This window comes from Trinickia sp. (assembly GCF_057351765.1).
The window spans coordinates 1-17,360 of the sequence record NZ_JBMRBK010000101.1; the positions used below are offsets into that span (position 1 = coordinate 1).

The 17,360-nt window shown below is 61.1% G+C and carries 16 protein-coding genes; 12 read left to right on the plus strand and 4 right to left on the minus strand.

Annotation, left to right across the window (positions count from 1 at the left end):
- Positions 1–400: 400 nt before the first annotated feature.
- Both parA and ACO1XS_RS26105 read left to right on the plus strand, forming a co-directional pair.
- Positions 401–1,063 carry a ParA family partition ATPase gene (gene parA / locus ACO1XS_RS26100; protein WP_331571691.1) on the plus strand — a complete coding sequence of 221 codons (663 nt, stop codon included), beginning with the start codon at positions 401–403 and terminating at the stop codon, positions 1,061–1,063.
- 24 nt (positions 1,064–1,087) lie between these two features.
- Positions 1,088–2,137 (plus strand): ParB/RepB/Spo0J family partition protein, encoded by a 1,050-nt coding sequence (locus tag ACO1XS_RS26105; RefSeq protein ID WP_331571689.1) that lies wholly within the window; start codon positions 1,088–1,090, stop codon positions 2,135–2,137.
- A gap of 73 nt (positions 2,138–2,210) precedes the next feature.
- Here ACO1XS_RS26105 and ACO1XS_RS26110 read toward each other — a convergent pair whose 3' ends face one another.
- Entirely contained in the window at positions 2,211–3,569 is a 1,359-nt protein-coding gene (locus tag ACO1XS_RS26110) for a replication initiation protein (RefSeq protein ID WP_331571687.1), read from the minus strand.
- A 1,868-nt stretch (positions 3,570–5,437) separates the two neighbouring features.
- Here ACO1XS_RS26110 and ACO1XS_RS26115 point away from each other — a divergent pair.
- A complete protein-coding gene (locus tag ACO1XS_RS26115) occupies positions 5,438–6,646 on the plus strand; it encodes a DNA-binding protein (protein WP_486392045.1) in 1,209 nt (402 codons plus the stop codon).
- Positions 6,647–6,767: 121 nt separating this feature from the next.
- Here ACO1XS_RS26115 and ACO1XS_RS26120 read toward each other — a convergent pair whose 3' ends face one another.
- Both ACO1XS_RS26120 and ACO1XS_RS26125 read right to left on the minus strand, forming a co-directional pair.
- The gene (locus ACO1XS_RS26120) at positions 6,768–7,142 is read right to left on the minus strand and encodes a DUF2471 family protein (protein WP_331573010.1); all 375 of its coding nucleotides are present in this window, start codon (positions 7,140–7,142) and stop codon (positions 6,768–6,770) included.
- Between the two features lie 78 nt (positions 7,143–7,220).
- Positions 7,221–7,841 carry a helix-turn-helix domain-containing protein gene (locus tag ACO1XS_RS26125; RefSeq protein ID WP_331569939.1) on the minus strand — a complete coding sequence of 207 codons (621 nt, stop codon included), beginning with the start codon at positions 7,839–7,841 and terminating at the stop codon, positions 7,221–7,223.
- A 162-nt stretch (positions 7,842–8,003) separates the two neighbouring features.
- Between ACO1XS_RS26125 and ACO1XS_RS26130 the strand changes: the two genes are divergently transcribed.
- The gene (locus ACO1XS_RS26130; RefSeq protein WP_486392046.1) at positions 8,004–9,203 is read left to right on the plus strand and encodes a glycine C-acetyltransferase; all 1,200 of its coding nucleotides are present in this window, start codon (positions 8,004–8,006) and stop codon (positions 9,201–9,203) included.
- Positions 9,204–9,219: 16 nt separating this feature from the next.
- Positions 9,220–10,251 carry an L-threonine 3-dehydrogenase gene (tdh, locus tag ACO1XS_RS26135; protein WP_331569943.1) on the plus strand — a complete coding sequence of 344 codons (1,032 nt, stop codon included), beginning with the start codon at positions 9,220–9,222 and terminating at the stop codon, positions 10,249–10,251.
- A 30-nt stretch (positions 10,252–10,281) separates the two neighbouring features.
- Here tdh and ACO1XS_RS26140 read toward each other — a convergent pair whose 3' ends face one another.
- Positions 10,282–10,953 carry a YceI family protein gene (locus ACO1XS_RS26140; RefSeq protein ID WP_486392047.1) on the minus strand — a complete coding sequence of 224 codons (672 nt, stop codon included), beginning with the start codon at positions 10,951–10,953 and terminating at the stop codon, positions 10,282–10,284.
- 86 nt (positions 10,954–11,039) lie between these two features.
- On the opposite strand from ACO1XS_RS26140, the gene ACO1XS_RS26145 reads away from it, so the two are divergent.
- The 7 genes from ACO1XS_RS26145 to ACO1XS_RS26175 form a co-directional block, all read left to right on the plus strand.
- A complete protein-coding gene (locus tag ACO1XS_RS26145; protein ID WP_486392048.1) occupies positions 11,040–11,678 on the plus strand; it encodes a TetR/AcrR family transcriptional regulator in 639 nt (212 codons plus the stop codon).
- Positions 11,679–11,734: 56 nt separating this feature from the next.
- On the plus strand, positions 11,735–12,223 hold the full coding sequence (locus ACO1XS_RS26150) for a nuclear transport factor 2 family protein (protein WP_331569949.1): 489 nt from the start codon (positions 11,735–11,737) through the stop codon (positions 12,221–12,223).
- Positions 12,224–12,397: 174 nt separating this feature from the next.
- Positions 12,398–12,937, plus strand: coding sequence for a hypothetical protein (locus tag ACO1XS_RS26155; protein WP_331569951.1), 540 nt, complete (start codon positions 12,398–12,400; stop codon positions 12,935–12,937).
- Between the two features lie 65 nt (positions 12,938–13,002).
- On the plus strand, positions 13,003–13,572 hold the full coding sequence (locus ACO1XS_RS26160; protein WP_486392049.1) for a class I SAM-dependent methyltransferase: 570 nt from the start codon (positions 13,003–13,005) through the stop codon (positions 13,570–13,572).
- Between the two features lie 270 nt (positions 13,573–13,842).
- Complete coding sequence (locus ACO1XS_RS26165; RefSeq protein ID WP_331569955.1) at positions 13,843–14,349, plus strand: (2Fe-2S)-binding protein; 507 nt, start codon at positions 13,843–13,845, stop codon at positions 14,347–14,349.
- On the plus strand, positions 14,346–15,353 hold the full coding sequence (locus tag ACO1XS_RS26170) for an FAD binding domain-containing protein (protein WP_331569957.1): 1,008 nt from the start codon (positions 14,346–14,348) through the stop codon (positions 15,351–15,353). Before ACO1XS_RS26165 ends, ACO1XS_RS26170 begins: the two co-directional genes overlap by 4 nt.
- Positions 15,350–17,360: xanthine dehydrogenase family protein molybdopterin-binding subunit (locus ACO1XS_RS26175; protein ID WP_486392050.1), on the plus strand; the 2,011-nt coding region annotated here is incomplete at its 3' end. The genes ACO1XS_RS26170 and ACO1XS_RS26175, both read left to right, overlap by 4 nt.

A 17,360-nucleotide genomic window follows, 5' to 3' on the forward strand; every position in this document is an offset into this window, starting at 1 on the left:
CTCTCGGCTCTCGGCTCTCGGCTCTCGGCTCTCGGCTCTCGGCTCTCGGCTCTCGGCTCTCGGCTCTCGGCTCTCGGCTCTCGGCTCTCGGCTCTCGGCTCTCGGCTCTCGGCTCTCGGCTCTCGGCTCTCGAACCAGCTTAAGAACAACGCCCAGCGATGCAAGCCGCGTCGCTCAAGCTATGGCGTTCTGATTGAAACTGCCCGCCACGCAAAAAGCCGCCGCTGTGCGTTCAGCGACGGTGACCTCGCATTGGGAAAACGCATCCCGCTCGCGCCGAGGGCGGTTTATGCGCATAAACCCTCGTCCAAACGACATATCGTCGCGCAAGAGCCACATTAATCATTGAAATAAAAAATCTCCCAGGTAGAATTCATCGACCTGTTACGGAGCGAATAAATTGGCAGCTGAGATCGTCGCGGTTACCCAACAGAAAGGCGGAGTCGGCAAAAGCACCATCGCTATGCATCTCGGTGCGGCTTTTCACGAGAAAGGCAAGCGGGTCCTCGTGGTCGATGCCGATGGCCAAAACACCCTCATTCATTGGTCGAGCGCGTCGTCCGACGCAGACACCGGCATCCCGTTCCCGGTCGTCAACCTCGCAGAGGCCGGAGGGCAAATTCACCGAGAGATAAAGAAGTTCATCGGCGACTACGACGTTATCGTCGTCGATTGCCCGCCGTCTATTACTGAGAAAGTCTCGGGCGTGGTCCTGCTTGCCGCATCCATTGCAGTGATTCCGACGTCGTCGTCGCCCGCTGACTACTGGTCCAGCGTAGGCCTGGTCAAGCTTGTTCAGCAGGCGCAAGTAATGAACGAGGATCTGAAGGCGGTATTTCTGCTCAACAAGACCGAGGAAAAAAGAATGCTGACGCGCGAACTCAAGCGCGCACTGGAAGACCTCGGCTTCCCATTACTGAAAACACAGATTCCGACGCGAGAGGCATACAAGCAGGCGATGGCTCTCGGTCAGACCGTATTGCAGATGAACGACCGAGGCGCAAAGCTCGCCGCGGCGGAAATTCGCGCTTGTGCCGATGAGATCGCGGCCTTGCTCCCCTGAGTTTATGCGCATAAAGGACCCTCAATGAAACCGTCCCAATTCGCCAAAGGCTTTCAAGCGCGGCCGGATACTACGAGCAGTGAAAAGCGAACGGCTCTCGATCGGCTCAACGCCATCGATACCCTCGTCAAGAATGATGCGGCATCGCCTTCGAAGCTGACGCCGAAGACGAGCACGATGACCGCTCCCGCTGATAACGATGATGCGAACGAGTCCCCCGAATACCGTGCTTGGCGCATGACCCATGGCTACACTCCGGGCCAAGTTATCGAGCTCGATCTCAAGGCCATCAAACCGAGCCCATTCAATCCGCGCCATTTCTACATCAAGGCTTCGATCGCGGAGTTGGCGGTGAATCTGGCGAAGCAAGGGCAGCAGCAGGCCATCCACGTCATTCCCGACTACGGCAACCCCGGCACCTACTTCGTCAGCGACGGTGGCCGCCGGGTCCGGGCGCTCAAGGAGGCCAACAAGGAAACGGTCAAAGCCATCGTCGTTGACCTTCCCGTCGGCATCCAAAGCTATAAGCTTGGCTACGATCTGAACGTCCAGCGTGATTCGCAGACGGTTTTCGACAACGCGGTGGTGTGGCGTCGTTTTCTCGACGAACAGCACTTCCAGAGCCAAAAGGAACTCGCAGAACATTTGGGCCTCGACGAATCGACCGTCGCGGTAGCGCTCTCGCTGTCGAAACTGCCCGAATCGATAATGCAGGAGATGGTCTCCAGGCCCGATCGCTTCGGCTCGAACATGGCCTATCAGGTCGGCCGATATCATTCCGCGCGAGGTGTCGAAGCCACGCTGCGACTGATCAACAAAATTCTCTCGGACGATCTGAGCACGCGCCAAGTCGCCGACATCGTCAAAGGCCGCACCGGCCCGCAGGAAAATTCCAAGCCCGTTGGCAGGCAGCGTTACGCTCAGCGCGTGGAGATCAAGTTGGACGGCGCGTCGGTGGGAGAGTTGAAATCCTACGGCGATGACCGCATCGAGTTGCGGCTACGTGGGCTAGCACGGGAAAAGCGCGACGAGATCCTTCGCCAGCTCGAGGCAATCCTGCTGCCCGCGCAGTAGGGCAGCGTGCCCCCAAAGACGAATCGCAGAAGAAGGGGTGGGGTAGGGCGAAGCGAGGATACAGCAGCGGCGCCTAGGCAGTCGCGCGCGAATGGCGAAGGGTGAAGGCGAGCAGATCGCCGTCCGTCGGCTCACCCCAGGTCTTGCGCGCGAGCCAGTCGAAAAATGCCGTTTCGACCAACTTCGAATTGAGTCCACGGCGGCGCCATTCGTCGCGCATGTGCGCACCGAGCTCGGCCAGGGTGTCCTCCTCGAACGAGCGCCTAGCCAGCTCCTGCTCGGACTGGCCTTGCTCCTCGTAAAGCGCCTTGGCTTCCTTGCGCCGGTAGGCGCCATATTCGTCGACGAGCCGTGCCTTGAGTTCGTCCGTAGGTGCCGAGATAGCCGAAACCTTGGCCGCACCTTCAGCCGGCGCCGGAATCTCCACGGCAGGCGCATAGCCTTTTTTCAGGGCGTCCTTGAACAAGGCAGGCGCGCTGCGAACGGGGGGCAACGTGGTACTGCGCATGCGTTGCTCGGTCATCTGCAGCGCGGCGCGGATCCGATTCTCTTCACTATCCGCATAAAGCGTTTGCGCTTCCTTGAGCGGAATGCCGAGCTTCACCATCCTGTCCACGAGCGTGCTGTCGAATACGTTCGGATGTTCATCCAGCGCGAGCATGGGCTGTTTGCGCTCGGTCACCCGAAACTGTATCTCCGCCACCCTGCGTCCCTCGCGATGTTCGATCAACTCGACGAAGATGTTCGTCACCGCATTTACTTCGGCGATAGCGGGCCGCAGGTAGTCGCGTTTGAAGTATTTGTACTCGCGTTTCGCTTCGTCGCCAGCTTCCGTATCGGGCGTACCGGAAAGAATCGGCCGCCACCACGCCCACGATTCGCGCATGGTGAGGTGGCTCGGATTCGTCAGGTAGCGAACACAAATCTCGTACAGCGCCAGGCCCGCGCTGCTGCGCAGTTGGCTTTGAAACTGCAGGCTCAAGCGCGCATACTGCACCGGGTCGAGGAGCTTTTTCTTGATCTTCGGCGCGAACGAAAACTCCACCCACACGCGGCGCGTGGCAGGGTCTTCGAGGATTTCCGCATCGGCGATCAGCGTCGAGATACCCCACTTGCGCCCCGGCTTCTGGCTGGACGTGCCCTGGCTCCATTCGACCTGCACGGACACCATGCGACGCAGATGTTCTTTGACGAGCGCGGTGTCGTTCGAGTCGAAGGCGGAGTTCGCAACGATGTCCGACAGCAGTGCCCTGTAGGTATCGCCCGAATCGTCCGCTTGCTGCGCAACAGCAAGCAGGACATTGAACAGTTTGCGGGTGAGCAGCGTGATTTTGCCGCTCTTCGGCTGAATCGCGATGGCCTCGACCGCTTTGCGCAACTCGGCGGAGCTTGGACTCACCACATCGGTTTTCTTCGCGCGCTTCGTTGCCATGCGTCAGGTCAAGAAGAGATTTGCCAAGAGCATACCGGAGTGCGGTGAACCTCGTCTACAGGCAGGCTCTCACCGTGTTCGGTGAATCTGGCCAAGAAACGGCGCCTCACCTCGGGTGAATCCCGAAAACGCTCACCTACCGGGAAGACGGAGTCGCGCAACGAGCGTTGTCTGTTGAGGCATAGCGCAAAATAAGCGATCGACAGTCGGTGCGAAATGCCTGCGTAGGGTCCTGAATAAGCTCACTTTATCGATTGTCGCGATTTCACGACGAACCCACGCTCCATCCCGCCGAACCCCGCTTTACTCGCAGTCTGACTCACATATTCCAGATGGTCGAACTCGCGCGCTCACATCTCAACCGACGAGCGCGGAGCTGCGAGCAATAGGCAACGCGGCTGCAAATCGCAACGACGTCCGCAACCTGGCGTACCGAAATGCGCTTGCGGGGTCGCGCAGTCGCGGTATCGGCTCGCAGCAGATACCGACGGTGCATCCCGAAACTTCTCACCTCACATAGCCCACAAGGCCCGTCCAGTCGCGGTCCGGAACCGCAACGCCCGAAAAACGGCCTCCGCTATAGTCCCTGAAAACACTCACCTTTGCGCCCCGCGACGAGCGATCCGACGGTCGTCGACCCCGCATCCGCTCACCCCCGCAAAGTCTCACCCGTCGATCGCGGTCCAGCAAATTTATCTGTCGCTACCTACACTTAGAGACAACTCCTCGAGAAACCTCTTTCATCGCTGTATCTCCTGTATTCCCTCACCTCAGACGGACGGACCTTGGATGAACGAGCTATACCGCCATCTACGAAAGCCCCCCGCAAACCCTCACCTTTGCGTCTACCGGACTCCCCGATACGCACTCACCAATCAATGTCGGTGCGGCTTACTGCGAGAGTAATGACTAACTTCCTTGGTCCTCGGAGGTGACCGGCCTCAATGTCTCCCGCAAATACTCACCTTCGGGCGCGCGGAGGCATGCTCCTGTGAGATGGCGCAGCAGTTTCGCAAAGCTCCCGAAAAGGCTCACCGTAGAAGACACCGCCGGTGAGCAGCCCAACGCGCGAAGGCCGCCGACAGGACACCATCGGCACGGTCCCGTAAAAGCTCACCCTTCACAGGACCTTTCCTGCAAAGTGCGATGTCCTCCTGAAAAGCCTCACCTCAGATGGGCCATGGTTCCCGTGTTTGCTCACGTTGGCCTCTGAGCGGGGTAGATTGGAGGCGTAAACCGAGGTGCGCAGCGCTCCCGGAAAACCTCACCTGCTCGATGGTGCTCGCGGATCCGCGGGCCACGGAGAGCGTGACGCTGGCGCCCGACCGGTCCCGTAAAGGCTCACGTTTTGGCGAGCCCGTCTTCGGTCCGGCTCCCGAATCCGCTCACGACCTATCCCGCAGCGGCTCACGGTCATTCCCGAACCTCATCACGCAACGCTCCCGCAACGTCTCACGATTGCCCCTGCAAAAGCTCACGTTGCACCGCGCAAACCCGTGAGCAGCAAGGGTTTGCGGAGTCGTTAACGTTTTTAAATAAGGTTCAAGGGTGTTTACTTCTATGACTCTCAAGAAAGACCGTCGTGTATCGTTGAAAAATTGTTGGAACAATCTTCACGAGCTTGGGACACACCTGTTCGTGAAACATGGCGTCTATTAACGCTGCTTCAGCACATCCCTTTACAATCAAAGACTTGATTCAGCTCCTTCGCTTTGTTTCACGGATCTGCTTGAACAGCCCCGCCGTACAAGCCCTTGTATCGACGATGAAGCGGGTCGGTCGCCAAAAAACGACAGTTCGATGTTCGCTCGTATTGCCTGCTACGTAATCCGTTATGATCCGCACACATTGAAACCGAGTTTGCACCCATGTCCATCCTAGACGAGCAACGACAGCTCATCCGGCAAGAGCTGGAATCGATGAAGGCCCGCGGGCTGCATCGTCGCGAATTGTCGCTCCATGCGTGCAAGCGGTTGTTTTTCGATTTGGGCATCCGTCCTTCGATGGCTGCTGTGCGGGAGCTGACGCAAACCGGTAGCGCAAGCGACATCCCCAAAGACATCGATCATTTCTGGGAGCGTATTCGCGAGACTTCGAAGGTCAAGGTCGGCGCCGGGGCGATTCCACCGTCGCTGGAAGACAAAGCCGGAGAACTGCTCGGCGAGCTCTTCGCGCAGGCACTCGCGCATGCGAAAGAAATGCTGGAGACCGAGCGCCTCGAAATGCAGGCAACTCTCGAAGAGGCTCAACGCCGCGTGCGTGATGCCGAGGTTCGCCAGGAAACGCTGAACGAGGCGCTCCAACGCAGCGAGTCTCTCGCCCAGACTGCTTGGGCACGGGTACGCGAACTCGAGGCCGAGTTCGCCAGCGAGCAGACACAACGCGCATCGAGTCACGAGACATTGACCTCCACCGCAGCGCGGCTCCTGGCCGACAACGAAAAGCTCGGCCGGTTGCTCGATGACGAACGCACGACGAACGCAAAATTACGCGAGCGCATCGATTCGCTTCAGGCGGAAATGCGGCAAAACGCGGAGCACTACGCCACCCAGATCAAAGATGCGATCGCCGAAGCCGAGCGCCGAGTCAAGCCGATGCTCGTCGAGCTCGATTCGTTGCGCAGTATGGCCAGTACGTATCAGGCCGGCATTCGCGATGCCAGCCGGAAAGAATTCGACTTCATTCAGCAATTGAGTGCCGCCAAGGGAAAGGCCGATCGCCTCGAAACGCAGGTGCGCGGGCAGTCCGACGAAATCGACGCATTGACGCGCGAGCTCGATGCGCTGCGTGCGCGCTCCGCGGTTTCGCCGGAATTAGCCGATGTGGTCTGCGAGCTTGCACTCGCCGGCCAACTGAGCGATGCGCATTTCGCCACGCTCGGAACGTTGCTCGATGGGCATGTATTGCTGCCCGCTCGTTGTCCGAAGTGTCCGGACGGCGAACCGGAACTCGGTCAACTCGACGATGGTTACGAATTGCTGTGCCCTGAATGCGAGCATTCGTCGGGTGTCGGCCATTCGCGGCTCGAAGCGGTGACCCGCTTCATGAGCGGGCACGGCACAGCTTCGCATGCCTGACGAGTCGACTTGCCTGCGACTTGGTCCGCCGGGGGCCCGACGCTCGAGGTGAGCTTTTTCGGGATGGCTTGCGTGAGTGTTTCCGGGAGCCACACCGGCATGCACGCGCCGCTTGGCCGCGCTAGCCTCGAGCGTGGGGTGACCGGTCCGCCTGCCTTCGCGTGCCGCCGGCCGGCGGTTTTTCCTGTGCTTCTTCATACGCCGCGACCGCGAACGCCAGCGCGGCTGGCAGCGCATTCGATCGCCCGAACGTGGCGGGGTCGTCTGTTTCTGGATAAGCCAGGTCCGCCGGGCGCTTGAACAGATCCAGGATGAACGCTTCGTGGCGGCTTGCGAAACCGAGATCGGCAAGCGCCTCGGCTTCGATGGCATGAAGCAGGCGCCAGGTCAGCGGCACGCCCTGGACGATGTAGCGCCCCGCAATGTGGCGGACGATTTGTTCGAGGTCGCGGGCTGCCGCCCGCAAGCGTATTGCAGCGAGGTCTTGTTCTCTCATGGCCGGTTTGAATATCGAGATAACCTGTACAAATATACAGTATCCGGACCAAAGACTGCAGCCAGTCGAGCGTTGAAATTATCCGTGGATGACGACGAGCAACGCTTTGGCTTCACCTTTGCCAGCGTTGCGCACCGCGTGATCGACATCCGCCACGTAACGCGCGGTATCCGCGGTTTTCAGGCGCTTGACCACGCCATCGACCTCGACCTCGATCGATCCTTGCAGCACGGTGAGGTGTTCGCGCGTACCGGGTTCGTGGGCATTGGAGACGAGAGCGCCGCCGGCTTGCAACGTCAATTCATACCATTCGAATTTGCCGGCCAGCTCGATCGGGCCCCATACGCGCAGTTGATACTTCGCTTCGTGCCCGTCGAGCGTCGGAATATCGTGTGGACCTGCCACGACGACGGTCTCCGGCGCTTTGTGCGTTGCGAACAACTGGTCCAGGCTGACGCCGAGCGCGTTCGTCAACCGCCATGCGACAGCGATAGTGGGGTTTGCTTTGTCGCGCTCGATCTCCGACAGCATCGACTTCGACACACCCGCTGCGCGAGACAGGTCGTCGAGCGTCATCTTGCGATCCATTCTGAGCCGCTGAATTTGCTCACCGACGCGCGGTGGCGCGGCGCTGGGGGCGCCTGCTCCAACCGCGGGTGAAGACGCGTGCGGGCCGCGCCGGTTGCCCGTGCTTGCCATTTGGTTTCCGATCGCTTAAAGTTGTTCGATATATCGAACTTGTGTTCGAAAAATTGAAATCGTCCGCTATCGGCGATGACCGACTATAACAGCTACATGCGCGTATCGACCCGTGATCCGGGAAGCGCGCGATTCGAACCGACTCTCACAGGAGCAGCAACGATGCGCGAAACTTATCTTGCCCATTTGCGCAAGACGATCGACCAGATCCGAGCCGACGGTTTTTACAAATCCGAGCGCGTCATTGCCAGTCCTCAGTCCGCGGCTATCCAGCTGGCAAACGGCGAAGACGTGCTCAACTTCTGTGCGAACAACTATCTCGGTCTTGCGAATGACGCCCGCATGATTGCAGCGGCGAAGCAAGGGCTCGACAACGACGGTTTCGGGATGGCATCGGTGCGGTTCATTTGCGGTACGCAGACGGTGCATAAGACGCTCGAACATGCCATTTCGGAATTTCTCGGCACCGAAGACTCGATTCTCTATTCGAGCTGCTTCGACGCAAACGGTGGATTGTTCGAGACGTTGACGGACGAGAACGACGCCATCATCAGCGACGAACTCAATCACGCGAGCATCATCGACGGCGTGAGGCTTTCGAAAGCCAAGCGTTACCGTTACAAGAACAATGACCTGGCAGACCTCGAAGCGAAGTTGCGCGAAGCCGATGCGGCCGGGGCACGCTTCAAGCTGATTGCGACCGATGGCGTCTTTTCGATGGATGGCATCATCGCGAACCTGGCCGGCATTTGCGACCTGGCCGATCGTTATGGCGCGCTCGTGATGGTCGACGATTCGCACGCGGTCGGCTTCATCGGCGAACACGGCCGGGGCACGCCCGAACACTGCGGCGTCGAGGGCCGCGTGGACATTCTGACGGGCACGCTCGGCAAGGCGCTCGGCGGCGCGTCGGGCGGCTACGTCGCGGCGCGCCGCGAAATCGTCGAACTCCTGCGGCAGCGTTCGCGTCCATACCTGTTTTCCAATACCCTCACACCCAGCATCGCAGCGGCATCGCTCGCGGTGCTCGATCTCTTGCGAAGCGATGAAGGTGCCGAACTGCGTCGCCGGGTGCGTGCCAACGGTGAGCGTTTTCGGGAGGCGATGAGCGCAGCCGGTTTCACGCTCGTACCGGGCGAACATCCGATCATTCCCGTCATGCTGGGGGATGCCCAAATCGCTTCACGCATGGCGGATGCGCTGTTGCAAGAAGGCGTCTACGTCATCGGGTTTTCTTATCCGGTCGTGCCGAAAGGGCGTGCGCGCATTCGCACGCAGATGAGCGCGGCACACACGCCCGAACAGATCGATCGCGCGATCGATGCGTTCAAGCGAGTCGGCAAATCGCTCGGCATCGTTTGAGAGAAGGAGCGAAACCATGAAAGCACTGGCGAAACTCGAGCGTGCTCCTGGCTTGACGCTGACCCGTGTGGCCAAACCCGAGGTCGGTCATAACGATGTCATGATCCGCATCAAGCGGACCGCGATCTGCGGGACCGACATCCATATATGGAAATGGGACGACTGGGCGCAAAAGACGATTCCCGTGCCGATGCATGTCGGCCACGAGTACGTTGGCGAAATCGTGGCTATGGGGCAGGAGGTGCGCGGTTTTTCGATCGGCGATCGCGTATCGGGCGAAGGCCACATCACCTGCGGCTTTTGCCGCAACTGCCGAGCCGGACGCCGGCATCTGTGCCGCAATACGGTGGGTGTCGGCGTCAACCGCGCGGGTGCATTCGCCGAATTTCTCGTCATTCCCGCATTCAACGCCTTCAAGATTCCCGATGAGATCTCCGACGATCTCGCCGCCATCTTCGATCCCTTCGGCAACGCGACGCATACGGCCCTGTCGTTCAACCTCGTCGGAGAGGATGTCTTGATCACCGGTGCGGGCCCCATCGGCATCATGGCGGCCGCGATAGCGAAGCATGTGGGCGCGCGCAACGTGGTGATCACCGATGTCAACGACTATCGTCTGGCACTCGCGCGCAAGATGGGGGCGACCCGTGCCGTGAATGTCGCGCGCGAATCGCTGCGCGATGTCATGGCCGAACTGCATATGACGGAGGGCTTCGATGTGGGCCTCGAAATGTCGGGTGTCCCGAGCGCGTTCACGAGCTTGCTCGAAGCGATGAATCACGGCGGCAAAGTTGCGTTGCTCGGCATTCCCCCGGCGCAGACGGCGATCGACTGGAATCAGGTCATCTTCAAGGGCCTCGAGATCAAGGGGATCTACGGTCGGGAAATGTTCGAGACCTGGTACAAGATGGTCGCGATGCTCCAAAGCGGGCTCGACTTGTCGCCGATTCTGACGCACCGCTTTGCGGTCGCGGACTACGAACAGGCATTCGCCGCGATGTTGTCGGGCGAAAGCGGCAAGGTGATTCTCGACTGGACCGACGCTTGAGAGGTTGAGGCCGTCGACGACCGTCGGCCCCTATCGGGCTTCGGCGTCCGCGTGCCGTGCGAATTCGGCTTCGATTCTCACCCGCACATCGTCGCCGACCGCGGGGTACCACGTCCCGAGTCCGAATTGCGAACGGCTGAAGTGTCCTTGCGCGGAAAAGCCGAGCTTGTCTTCTTTCGTCAGCGGATCGACGCCGTAACCGTTGAATTTCATATCGAGCACCACTGGCCGCGTGACGCCGCGGATCGTCAAATTCCCTTCGAGCTTGCCCTCGGCGTTGCCCGTGCGCATGACGCGCGTGCTGACGAAGCGAATCGTTGGATGGTTCGCTGCGTCGAACATATCCGGTCCTTTCACGAGCTTGTCCAGCAGCGCTACGTTGGTGTCGACGCTCGATGCGTCGATCGAGACGTCCACGGTGCTCGCTTCCATGCCGCCCGGCTTCCAATCGAGCGTCCCCTGCGCTTTATCGAAACGCATCGTAAAGCGCGAGTATTTCAGATGGTCGACATCGAACGTAATGCTCCAATGATGCGCGTCGAGCGCGTAGCTGCCCGCGGGAACGCGCGCTTCGTCCGTGCCGACGGTATGCGTCACCACCCGCAATGGGGTGCATGCGGGCAGTAAAACGGTGCTCGTGGCGATCAACGCGAACAGCATGGCGTACGCGGCTTTAACGCTCGCTGTCTTGAGTTCTTTCATTGGAGTGGTTGGGCGATCAGTCGGGCTTATAGCTTATATGCGAAACCTCGATTGACAAGGTAGAACGATCGTTCTACCTTAGCGCCATGGCAAATGCGGATCGACATGGCACCGGCGAGCACGAGCATGAATGCGGCTCGGCGGGGAGCAGCGTGCGCGACAAGCTGCTCGACGCCGCGGAGGCGCTCGTTTATGCGGGGGGTATTCACGCGACCGGCGTGGACGCCATCGTCCGGCAGTCCGCGACCACGCGCAAAAGCTTTTATACGTACTTCGAATCGAAAGATGCGCTGGTGGCCGCTGCGTTGCGGCGGCGTCATGAGCGCTGGATGAGCTGGTTCGTCGACGGCACGCGGCGCAGCGGGAAGACGGCCCGCGAGCAATTGCTGGGGATGTTCGAGGTGCTGCGCGAATGGTTTGCGTCGCCGGACTTCCATGGGTGCGCGTTCTTGAATGCGTCGGGCGAGATCGGCTGCGCCGAAGACCCGATTCGTGTGGTCGCACGCGAGCACAAGGCGCAGTTGCTGCAATTCATTCGCGTGACGTGCGACGCCTATGTCGCGGACACAGGCCGAGACACAAAAGCGGCCGCATCGCTTGCCAGGCAATGGCTGATTCTGATCGACGGGGCCATTGGCGTGGCACTCGTGAGTGGCAGTGCCGGCGCGGCGCGGGATGCGCGCGCCGCGGCCATGACGTTGCTCGATGCTCGCGCATCGGTATAGCGGCGCGCTCTTGCGAACAAAGACTTTCTCACTAGCCCGAACGTAAAGGAGAGACCATGTCAGATCCGAATCAATCGAACGAATCGCGGCCGCCATTTCCGCCCTTCACTCGCGAAACCGCCATTCAGAAAGTGCGCGCCGCCGAGGATGGATGGAATACGCGCGAACCCGAGCGCGTCGCGCTCGCTTACACGCCGCAAAGCGTCTGGCGCAACCGTGCGGAATTCGTCAATGGCCGTCCGGAAATCGTTGCGTTCTTGCGGCGCAAATGGGCCAAGGAGCTCGATTACCGGCTCATCAAGGAGCTTTGGGCGCACGACGGCAACCGGATCGCCGTGCGATTCGCTTACGAGTGGCACGACGATTCGGGCAATTGGTTTCGCTCCTACGGCAACGAGAATTGGGAATTCGATGCAAATGGTTTGATGGCGCGCCGGTTCGCGTGCATCAACGATCTGCCGATACGCGAAAGCGATCGGCTTTATCGCTGGCCGCTGGGGCGCCGGCCGGACGATCATCCAGGGTTGTCCGATCTCGGGCTCTGAGGTTGGTTGTCCGTCCACGCGTAAACGGCGCCGGTTCGATCTGTTCCAACCGAGCGTGTCTTCGGTTCCTCGTGCGCGGTTTGCCGGCGTATTGCGGTACAGTGCGCGGCTAGCGGCCTCGAGCCGTACGAACGAGAACTCATGGCCGGCGCCAGACCGGCGAACGGAGCGGACATGCATCGTTGGAAAGTGGTGGCGCGCTACGCGCGGAAATCGATCGCGCGCGCGGCCTTGTCGACGGCGACTATTGCCTCGGGTGTCCTGTCGTCATCAGTGCCGGCGCATGCGGCCAACTGGTGCGGCAGCGGACTCTGGATCGACGCGATGATTGCGTCACATCACATTCATCCCGAGCAGTCTTTCGAAGACGTGAATCCCGGGCTCGGCGTGGAGTGCTGGCTCAACGGGCAATGGGCGTTGACCGCAGGCGGGTTCCGGAATTCGCTTGCTCGTCCGTCGTGGTACGGCGGGGGCGTGTGGGCGCCCGAATTCGCTCACTGGGGATTCGTTCGGCTCGCCGTCATGGGCGGCATCATCTCGGGCTACAACTACGGCAGATGGGGCATCGGCCACGATCATTCGATCGGGCCGGTGGCCGCACCGCTCGTCATGGTGACGTATAAGCGCGTTGGCATGAATTTCATTCTCGTGCCACCGATTCCTTCCGACAATCTGCCTTTCACGATCGGGTTTCAATTGAAGTTGGGGTTTTAGGCAATTGTGCGGCCCCTACGGATACAGATCGACGTAGCGATTTCAGGCGAGCCTGCATGCCTTCAATGTCCGACATCTTTGCGACGTTCGTATTGGCGACCAGCACCGCCGTCGCGCTCTCGGTGCTGATCTATTACTTCGTGACCGGCGTCGTTCCTATGTCATCGAGCCGCGCGGAGGCGGCCGAAGTGATTGCCTTGCTGAAAGAGGCTGGCGTGCCGGAGCAGGCGGTTCTATACGAGCTCGGCTGTGGCTGGGGCATGCTCGTGAGCGCGTTGGCTCGCGCTTTCCCCGAAGCACGCATTCACGGAATCGAAATATCGCCATTCCCCTACTGGGTCGCGCGTTTGCGAACGCGGCATTTACCCAACGTCCGCCTGCAAAGAGGCAACTTCTTCCATTGCGATCTGCGCGACGCCGATGCCGTTGCCTGCTATCTGATGATCAAGCCGATGCCGAAGCTCGCCGCCTTTCTGGACACCATGCTGAAGCAAGGTACCCCGGTGGTGTCCCTCGCGTTCGGCTTTCGGGACCGGCAAGCGGCCGCGGCGCGAAAGGTATCGGGGTTGCCAGGCACTGCCACGCTGTACGTTTGGCCTGCGCTTCGTCGGCAACCGTCGAGCACTCAGCGGTAACCGCGTCTTCGCGCTCATCCCGCGTTATCGGCGCGAGCCCGCAATGGCTGCCAACCAGGCGGCCCATGGTGAGCTTTTACGGGAAGGGTGCACGCGAGCGCGACGCGACGGACTGGCGCCCCGCACAGAAGTTCGTAGAAAGAGGGCTCGCCACAGGCGAGGTTCCCCGGGCGCACCGCTTGAATCGCCTACCGTCACCGCCTACTCTTTAAGACCCGCTGCCCGACGGTAGGCGGGTTCACCAGAATGCGATGAACGGAGACGATCGAAGTGGCTATCCCACCGACAACAGACATTGCGCACGTGATCGAACTGACGTTGAACGTCAACGGCTCCGCACATCGTTGCGTGCTCGATACGCGCACCACATTGCTCGATGCCTTGCGCGAGCATCTCCATCTCACCGGTACGAAAAAGGGCTGCAATTTCGGCGAATGCGGCGCGTGCACGGTGCATCTCGACGGGCAGCGCGTGAACGCGTGCATGGTGCTCGCGGCGCAGGCCGACGGACGCGCGGTCACGACGATCGAAGGGCTTTCGCAAGGCGAAACGCTGCATCCCATGCAGCAGGCTTTCATCGACTGCGACGCTTTTCAATGCGGCTTTTGCACGCCGGGGCAGATCATGTCCGCCGTCTGTTGCGTGCGGGAAGGTCATACAAAAAGCGATGCCGACATTCGAGAGTGGATGAGCGGCAACTTGTGTCGATGCTCGTCATACCCGCAGATCGTCGAAGCCGTCAAGGCTGGGGCAAGCGCGCCGAACGGAGGGCAATGATGGAGCCATTTACCTACGCGCGCGCCGGCGATGTCCAGGATGCGCTGAAGCGGTTCGGCGAACGGACCGCGCTGTTGGCCGGCGGCACCGAGCTGCTGAACTGGATGCGCCTCGGTATCGAGCACCCTGCTCACATAGTGGACATTTCGCGTCTGCAGGACTTGAAGGGAATCGAAAGCATCCCGGGCGGGAGCGGACTGCGTATCGGTGCGCTCGCCACGCTCAACGAGGTTGCACTCAATCCGCGTGTCGCGAACGACTTTCCCGCGCTGTCCGAAGCGTGCCTCAAGGCCGCCTCGGCTCAGTTGCGCAACCTCGCTTCGATCGGCGGCAACCTGTTGCAGCGCACGCGCTGCCCTTACTTTCGTTCGGACGAAGTGCTTCCCTGCAACCGGCGTGTGCCGGGTTCAGGGTGTGCGGCACGGCACGGCATCAACGAGAAGCACGCGATCTTCGGCTGGACCGACGATTGCGTCGCAGTTCAACCGTCCGACCCCGCAGTCGCGTTATCGGCGCTCGAGGCCGATATCGTCATCGAATCTCCGCGCGGCACGCGTCGGGTCTCGGCGGCGGACTTTCATACGTTGCCCGCCGACGACCGCGGCATTCGAAAGCACAACGTCATGGACGACGACGAACTGATTACGTCGATCGAGCTGCCCTGCGCGATGCCGAATTCAGCCTATCTGAAGGTCCGCGAACGAGAATCTTACGAGTTTGCGATTGCCTCTGCGGCGGTAGGGCTCGAACTCCATGGCGGTGTGATCCGCCAGGCGCGGATTGCCCTCGGGTCCGTGGCGATGCGGCCGTGGCGCTTGAGCGGGGCCGAACGCAATCTGCAAGGGCTGGCCGTTGCATCGCCCGATGCGCGTCGAGCGATCGAGCAGGAATTTGCTGCCGCCCGCGCGCTTTCGCACAATGCACACAAGATCGTGATCGCGCGTAACGCCGCATGGCGCGCGCTTCAGTTGGCGGCGCAACGCGCCGAAGGAGGTGCCGCATGAGCATCGGCGAAGCGTTGCCCCGTCCGGATGGGCCCATCAAGGTAACAGGCCAGGCGAAGTACACCGCCGATCAACGGCTCGATGGGGCGCTTTTTGTGGTCCTGGTCGGCTCGCCTGTGCCTGCGGGTACGATTCGGCAGATCGACACACACGAGGCCGGGTCGGTGCCGGGTGTGGTTCGCGTATTGACGGTTGACGACATGCCGCACTTTGCGAACGTGACGGCACCCTCGGCCATCACCTTGCTGCCGATGCAGGACACGACGATTCGCCATCACGGCCAAGCGATTGCCATCGTCGCCGCCGAGCGCCTCGAACAAGCGGAGCAGGCCGCGCGACTCGTGCGAGCCGACATCGAAGTCTCGCCCTTCGTTGCGCAAAGTGAAGGCGCGGCGGTCATCGCAACGGAAAATCTCTACGCACCCGCCGAGTTTTCGAAGGGTGACATCGCTCGGGGGTTATCGAGCGCCGCGCATCGGCACGAGGCCGATTACCTGCAACCTTCGCGGCATCACAACCCGATGGAGCCGTCAGCCGTCCAGGCGGTCTGGGACGGCGACGAGCTGACGATATTCGATACGACCCAGCACGGCTACAACGTGCAGGCCGTGCTCTCGAGCGCGTTCGGCGTCAGGCCCGAGCAGGTGCGTGTCATTTGCCACCACACCGGTGGAGGTTTCGGCTGTAAAGGTTTCGTCTGGCCGCATGAGCTGCTTGCCGCCGCGGCTGCCCGTGTGCTGCAACGCCCGATCAAGCTGGTGTTGAGCCGGGCTCAGATGTATTCGATGGTCGGCTATCAACCGGACATGCGTCACCACATGGTGCTTGGGGCCGAAGCTGACGGGCGCCTGAGTGCGTTGAGCCATGACGTCGAAAACGTGACGTCGATTGCGGAGCAATTCGTCGAGCATGCGACGTCCGCGTCGCAGGGCGTCTATGCGAGCCCCGCGATTCAGACGAAACAGAAGGTGCGGCATGCGAACGTGAATCATCCGACCGCCATGCGCGCCCCGTGGGAGGGACCGGGCTTGTGGGGGCTGGATTCGGCGATCGATGAAATGGCCCATCTCGTGGGTATGGACCCGCTTGATTTTCGTCTCGCCAACTATGCGGAAACGGACCCGGCGACAGGCAAGCCGTGGTCATCGAAAAAACTGCGCGAGGCCTACGCCGAAGGCGCGCGCCTCTTTGGCTGGTACGAACGTCCCCGGGAGCCGGTACGCGATGGACCGTGGCTGCTCGGCAGCGGCATGGCGACGAGCTCGATGGGATGCTTTCGATTTCCGTCCGTGGCGCGCGTACGGCTCAACGCGAGTGGCCGAGCGACGATCGAAACGGGCTGCCACGATATCGGCACCGGCACGTTGACGATTTTTCCGCAGATCGCGGCGGATGTTCTCGGCGTGTCGCTCGATCAGGTATCGCTGTCGATGGGCGATACGGCATTGCCGAAAGGCGGGCCGACTTACGGATCGTCTTCGACGATGGGTGTCGGTGCCTCGGTTCTCTACGCGGCGCGTTCCGTGCGGGCTCAGCTAGCGGAACTTGCGGGCGTTCCGGATTCGCAAGCCGAGCTGGCCGATGGCCGGATCCGGCGTAGCGGCAGCGACGAGCGCGGGCAATCGATTTTCGAGCTCATGCGTCAGGCCGGACGGGCGGAGCTCAGGGCCGACGGCGAGTTCAGCTTGCCGGGCGGCGCGCCGTTCAATGCGAACGGCGAGGGCAGCGACGTAGCCATTTCGACGTTCGGCGCAATCTTCGTCGAGGTGGCCGTCGATCCCGAACTGGGCTTGCTGCGGCTGCGGCGCGCGGTCGGCAGCTATAGCGCGGGGCGCATCATCAATCCGCGCACGGCGCGCGCCCAGATGATCGGCGGCATCATTTGGGGCTGGGGCATGGCGGCGATGGAAGGCACGCATCATGAGCCGACATTGGGGCGGTGGCTCTCCAGAGATCTTGCTGGCGTGGCGGTGCCCGTCAATGCCGATATTCCGTCCGATATCCAAA

What these genes read in the sequence shown, in the direction of transcription:
- ACO1XS_RS26145 (WP_486392048.1), top strand. Translation starts at nt 11,040, where the DNA reads ATGGCAAATGCGGATCGACATGGCACCGGCGAGCACGAGCATGAATGC.
- ACO1XS_RS26170 (WP_331569957.1), top strand. Translation starts at nt 14,346, where the DNA reads ATGATGGAGCCATTTACCTACGCGCGCGCCGGCGATGTCCAGGATGCG.
- tdh (WP_331569943.1), top strand. Translation starts at nt 9,220, where the DNA reads ATGAAAGCACTGGCGAAACTCGAGCGTGCTCCTGGCTTGACGCTGACC.
- ACO1XS_RS26125 (WP_331569939.1), bottom strand. Translation starts at nt 7,841, where the DNA reads ATGGCAAGCACGGGCAACCGGCGCGGCCCGCACGCGTCTTCACCCGCG.
- ACO1XS_RS26120 (WP_331573010.1), bottom strand. Translation starts at nt 7,142, where the DNA reads ATGAGAGAACAAGACCTCGCTGCAATACGCTTGCGGGCGGCAGCCCGC.
- ACO1XS_RS26130 (WP_486392046.1), top strand. Translation starts at nt 8,004, where the DNA reads ATGCGCGAAACTTATCTTGCCCATTTGCGCAAGACGATCGACCAGATC.
- ACO1XS_RS26140 (WP_486392047.1), bottom strand. Translation starts at nt 10,953, where the DNA reads ATGAAAGAACTCAAGACAGCGAGCGTTAAAGCCGCGTACGCCATGCTG.
- ACO1XS_RS26155 (WP_331569951.1), top strand. Translation starts at nt 12,398, where the DNA reads ATGCATCGTTGGAAAGTGGTGGCGCGCTACGCGCGGAAATCGATCGCG.
- ACO1XS_RS26110 (WP_331571687.1), bottom strand. Translation starts at nt 3,569, where the DNA reads ATGGCAACGAAGCGCGCGAAGAAAACCGATGTGGTGAGTCCAAGCTCC.
- ACO1XS_RS26150 (WP_331569949.1), top strand. Translation starts at nt 11,735, where the DNA reads ATGTCAGATCCGAATCAATCGAACGAATCGCGGCCGCCATTTCCGCCC.
- ACO1XS_RS26105 (WP_331571689.1), top strand. Translation starts at nt 1,088, where the DNA reads ATGAAACCGTCCCAATTCGCCAAAGGCTTTCAAGCGCGGCCGGATACT.
- ACO1XS_RS26160 (WP_486392049.1), top strand. Translation starts at nt 13,003, where the DNA reads ATGTCCGACATCTTTGCGACGTTCGTATTGGCGACCAGCACCGCCGTC.
- ACO1XS_RS26115 (WP_486392045.1), top strand. Translation starts at nt 5,438, where the DNA reads ATGTCCATCCTAGACGAGCAACGACAGCTCATCCGGCAAGAGCTGGAA.